This window comes from Microcystis sp. M53602_WE12, assembly GCF_030065455.1.
Lineage (GTDB): Bacteria > Cyanobacteriota > Cyanobacteriia > Cyanobacteriales > Microcystaceae > Microcystis > Microcystis aeruginosa.
In genome coordinates this window covers 1-4,999 of the sequence record NZ_JASJFB010000383.1, presented here as the reverse complement: position 1 = coordinate 4,999, position 4,999 = coordinate 1, and the positions used below count along the sequence as shown (strand labels likewise).

Here is a 4,999-nt window from a genome sequence, read left to right as displayed (position 1 = left end):
TACCCTAACTAGGGCTTGCTTAATAATGGTAAAACCCTTTTAAAATAAGGCTTTTGACCTGTTAAAGTCCGATGTTCATGCTGCGAAAATAGGATTGGGACTTTCAAAAACCTTGCATTATCCTTCTTGTAGTACATCGCTTGGTACACAAAACAAGGGCAACAAAGCCTGAAACGACTGGCTACTGACGACCGGCTCCTGACTCCTACCCCCAGGAAAAACTTTTTCAGCAGACCCTAACTAAACATCGATTGTAGTCTCCAAAAAGGATAGATACACCTAGGTTAATTCCTAGAGAAGTAATTTCGGTGCTGTCAACCAGAATAACTGACACTTACCTAGGGGATTTTCTTGATTGGGAACCTCTAGACCAATTATTCCCGCTTTTTTGACCGATAATTTCCCTTGAAACTTGCCCCAAACTAGCATTTCCGTCCAATAGCCTAAATCCGGTTCGTGACCTACCAGTGCGATCGCATTTTCCTCTCGCTGATAGTCGGACTTTTGCCACCATTGCACCCAATCTTGAATATTGCCATTGGGCGATAGGGGATTAAATTGCTCAATTTTACGGCTTAAACCCGCTTTTTGCAAAATTTCGGCGGTTTGCACGGCACGCACCAGGGGAGAAGTCAAAATTAGGTCAAATTTCACCCCCAACTGTCCTAATCTTTGGGCAATTTTAGCAGTTTTGGCCCTACCTTCCTCGGTTAAAGGACGTTCCCCATCGTTGAGATAATCCCCCGATTGTCCTGCTAATCCATGACGCACAAAATAAAGTTTCATATCAGTGTTAGGTCGGTCTTGGCAATGTTAACAGATAGCTGAGGTCTAATAGCTAGGTGCGAATTACCTTTTCATCGGGGTTAACTAGATGGGAAAGTTTCTGTTTAATTTGGGTGTCATACAGTTCCCACTTAAGTTTTGCGTATTCGGCATTATTATTAAAACCACCGAGGAAACCGATAGGAATTTCAAAACCTCCGGCCATATAACGACCACCACCAAAAAAGCGACCTTGGTTATCCTGTCCGAAAGCTTCCTTGAGAAATTCATCGGGATCTAGGGTAATTTTACTGGTACGCATAGAACCAATGACTAACTCGATCTCCTCATCTTCATCGTGAACGATACCATAAACTAAAGCCGTGTGAACATTTTCTTCTGTCACCAAAAAATCGGCAGCTTGGGGAATCGCATCCCGGTCATCATAACGCAAATAACCGACCCCAGCGATCGAATAATTATTTTTAATAATACGGTTTTTTAAGGCCCGTTCAATCACATCCATCACCCGTCGGGATCTGGCCGATTGCAGGACAGCGTTTAATAATTGGGCATCGTAGAAACGACTGAGATAACCAGCAGCAATAAATTCACATTCTTGCGCTTGCATTAAATTATTCGTATCCGATCGCAATCCGTGCATCAAGGCTGTGGCACACTTAACATGGACGGTATCGCTACTATTAAAACTTATTAACCCTTTTTGGATATATTGGGTTAACATCGTCGCTGTTGCCCGGATTTGGGGACGAATATCGACAAATTCCGCCTCTAGATCCCCTTGGCGAGTATGATGATCAATCACGACAATAATGGGAATTTTTGCCTGTTTAACCAGAGTGGTTAACTGACTATTGGTTCCCTGACCATCGACAAAAACACAACCCTGATAAACCGAAAGATCTCTATCCTTGAGGGTATGGACTCCCCAACGTTTAGCCGGTAAACCCGTTAGTTTTACCAAAGCGACATTTTCCTGATGGGAGAGAGTACCCGCATAGACTATATCACAGTGAATATCGTACTGTTCGGCGATAATTTGATAGGCCCAGGCACTAGAAAGAGCATCGGGATCCGGGAAATCCTGCATCACCACAATTTGATTTTCGCTGCGGTGATTTTCCAAAGTACGTCGCAGGCGATCGATTAGGGAAATAAGTAGGGTATCATTACTAACCGTGACTGGAGGAAGGGGACATACTGCCGGTGCTTCCCCTACCACTACATCAGTTTCGAGGGACTTGGCAGGAACTAGACTCAGTAATTCAGCCATCATTTTTAGAAAAGTTTGCTTAAAGGTAGATTCAGTCAGGATTTTTTGAGTTAATTAATTCTAGACGATATTCTCGCTTGATCGGTTCATCTCAAATATTAAGCTTTTCTTGCCCCTAGCTCCTTACTCTGGGGCCATAACTCTAGTCTATCAAAAGACCCCTGCCGTTTGTTCTGGGAGAGGAGTTAGGGCAATTAACCATCGCTGCCATTACTTGAGAAAATAGATACTATACCAAACCCCTTAATTTTCCCTTCAGGCTCGACCATCTACCTAATTCTTGAGTAAAATTTCATGGCCCAACTGGACAACATCGAAGCGATCGAAAAAAAGCTCTGGAAAGCGGCCGACACCCTGCGCGCTAATTCTAACTATGCCAGTAACGAGTATTTTCTGCCCGTTATGGGCTTGATTTTCCTTCGTCATGCCTATAGTCGTTTTCTCAAGGTTAAGAGGGAGGTAGAGGCGGATTTACCGAAGCGAGGGGGTAAAACACGCTCCTTAACCAAAGAAGATTTCTTGTGCAAAGGAGCGATCTATCTCCAAGAAAAAGCTCAGTTCGATTTTCTGGTGGCGCTCCCCGATAGCGTCAATCGCTCGACCTCCTTAATGGAAGCAATGCTATCGATCGAGGGGGATTATCCACCTTTAGGGGGTATTTTACCGAAAACGGAATACCAAGAACTAGATAACGTGGTATTAGGGAATTTACTACGGATTTTAAACCCAGAAGAGTTAAAAAAAGCCGATGGGGATATTTTCGGGCGAATTTATGAATATTTCCTAACACAATTCGCTAATCTCAAAGCTCACGATAACGGAGAGTTTTTTACTCCCGTTTCTCTAGTATCTTTGATCGCCAATGTTTTAGAACCCGATCACGGATTGGTTTTCGATCCTGCCTGTGGTTCGGGGGGAATGTTTGTCCAGAGCGCACATTTCGTTGAGAGACAGCGCATCAATCCCCAGATGTTAACTTTTAAAGGGTTAGAGAAGAATCCGACCACAATTCGTTTAGCCAAGATGAATCTCGCGGTTCACGGTTTAGAAGGGGATATCCAAAAAGCGATCACCTACTACGAGGATCCGCTGGCATTGGCCGGGAAAGTGGATTATGTGATGGCCAATCCTCCCTTTAACGTGGACGAGGTGGATAGTAAGGTAGATGGTGATGAGCGCTTACCCTTCGGATTGCCGGGGGTTAATAAAAGTAACAAAGTTTCCAACGGTAACTATCTATGGATCAGTTACTTCTACAGCTATCTCAATGATCGAGGAAAAGCCGGTTTTGTTATGTCTTCCCAAGCTTCCAGCGCCGGGAGAGACGAAGGCAAGGTAAGACAGAAGTTAATCGAGACGGGAACGGTGGACATAATGATCGCGATCCGCTCCAACTTTTTCTATACCCGCTCCGTACCCTGCGAGTTGTGGTTTCTCAATCGAGGGAAACCCGCCGAGCTTCAAGATAAGATATTAATGATCGATGCCCGCAATATTTACCGGAAAGTAAACCGGACGATCAACGATTTTAGCCCAGAACAGTTACAGAATATTCTCTCGATTGTCTGGCTCTATCGGAGCGAATCGAAGCGTTTTATCGATTTGGTTGTCGGTTATTGCCAGAGTATCGATCGAGAGTATCAGGGATCGATCGCTCTTTTACAAAACTATCGCGAGCATCTGGACAAGTTAACCGAGTCCCTAGAGAAATTTTATAATCTCATCGATGAAAAAGACGGAACATGGTTAGAACTCCGAACAGCATCTGAGCTTTTCAAAGATGACATCGATAAATACGCCGGTTTCGCTCCGATTTCCTATAACGCTGATGATTTAGAGACTTTACACGAGGCTGTCCGCTGTTATCACGAATACGGCGAATTTAGTCGGGATCTGGGCAAACAGGCGGATCTGGTGAATAAATTATTAGGTCGAGCGATCGAGCGTGCCGAGAAGGATCTGGGAGCAAGAGATAGTAAACTGTGGTGGAATTCCCGCGAACTCAACACCTTACGCAAAGAAGCCGATACAAACCGTCAGAATGCGATCGAACAGCTTAAATCGGTTCGTAGTTTCTACCGTCACGCTCACTGGTTATTAGAAAGGTTCCCCGATGCCAAGCTGCGGGATGTGGAAGGGTTGGTTAAAGTGGTCGATCGCGAGGAGTTACAGGCGAATGATTGGAGTTTAACCCCCGGACGCTATGTCGGCGTTTCCCCAGAGGAGGAAGATGAGGATTTCGATTTCGAGGAAACGTTACGCGAAATTCATCTGGAGTTAAATGATCTCAACTCCGAGGCGATTCGTTTAGCTGATGAAATTGCTAAGAATTTTGAAGGGTTGGGGATTTAAAAAAGAACTTCGGTATATTTCCTTAAAGGAGACCGATGGAGATAGCGATCGTGTCTAAATTAAAATACGGTGTTTATTTTCTACCCTACAATCCCGATTTAGTCCCTAGAGCCAAGGAAATGCGAAAAAATCCCACACCGACAGAAAAAAAGTTATGGGCTTTTCTCCGACAATTTCCTTTAAAAATGTGGCGACAGCGACCGATCGATCAATTTATCGTTGATTTCTATTGTCCGAAGTTGAAATTAGTGATCGAGGTGGATGGGGAGGTTCATCTTACTCCGGAGGCAATGGCTTATGATGCTAGAAGAACGAAGGTTTTAGAGGGATACGGATTAACGGTGATCCGTTTCACCAATGATGAGGTTAAATACGATTTCGAGGCGGTTTGTGAGAAAATATCGGGGTTTATTTCTTCGCTTCCTGTCTGTACGGAGGTTGATGATCCTCCTTAGTCCCCCTTGAAAGGTAATCCCCCCTAGCCCCCCTTTTCAAGGCTATCCCCCCTAGCCCCCCTTTTCAAGGCTATCCCCCCTAGCCCCCCTTTTCAAGGCTATCCCCCCTAGCCCCCCTTTTCAAGGCTATCCC

4 protein-coding genes are annotated in these 4,999 nt (G+C 44.7%); 2 read left to right on the top strand and 2 right to left on the bottom strand.

Going from position 1 to position 4,999, the window contains the following annotated elements; genetic code table 11:
- Window positions 1–291: 291 nt before the first annotated feature.
- Window positions 292–786: a phosphohistidine phosphatase SixA gene (gene sixA, locus PX482_RS13135; protein ID WP_002761593.1), complete on the bottom strand. Its 495-nt coding sequence runs from the start codon at window positions 784–786 to the stop codon at window positions 292–294.
- A gap of 52 nt (window positions 787–838) precedes the next feature.
- Window positions 839–2,062, bottom strand: coding sequence for a DHH family phosphoesterase (locus PX482_RS13130; RefSeq protein WP_288096210.1), 1,224 nt, complete (start codon window positions 2,060–2,062; stop codon window positions 839–841).
- 291 nt (window positions 2,063–2,353) lie between these two features.
- Here PX482_RS13130 and PX482_RS13125 point away from each other — a divergent pair, with 291 nt between their 5' ends.
- Both PX482_RS13125 and PX482_RS13120 read left to right on the top strand, forming a co-directional pair.
- Entirely contained in the window at window positions 2,354–4,411 is a 2,058-nt protein-coding gene (locus tag PX482_RS13125) for a class I SAM-dependent DNA methyltransferase (protein WP_288096207.1), read from the top strand.
- Between the two features lie 35 nt (window positions 4,412–4,446).
- Complete coding sequence (locus PX482_RS13120; RefSeq protein WP_002761599.1) at window positions 4,447–4,866, top strand: endonuclease domain-containing protein; 420 nt, start codon at window positions 4,447–4,449, stop codon at window positions 4,864–4,866.
- The last annotated feature ends 133 nt before the right edge of the window (window positions 4,867–4,999 follow it).

Bases quoted from the DNA above. Each gene is read 5' to 3' on its own strand.
- sixA (WP_002761593.1), bottom strand. From the start codon at position 786: ATGAAACTTTATTTTGTGCGTCATGGATTAGCAGGACAATCGGGGGAT.
- PX482_RS13130 (WP_288096210.1), bottom strand. From the start codon at position 2,062: ATGATGGCTGAATTACTGAGTCTAGTTCCTGCCAAGTCCCTCGAAACT.
- PX482_RS13125 (WP_288096207.1), top strand. From the start codon at position 2,354: ATGGCCCAACTGGACAACATCGAAGCGATCGAAAAAAAGCTCTGGAAA.
- PX482_RS13120 (WP_002761599.1), top strand. From the start codon at position 4,447: ATGGAGATAGCGATCGTGTCTAAATTAAAATACGGTGTTTATTTTCTA.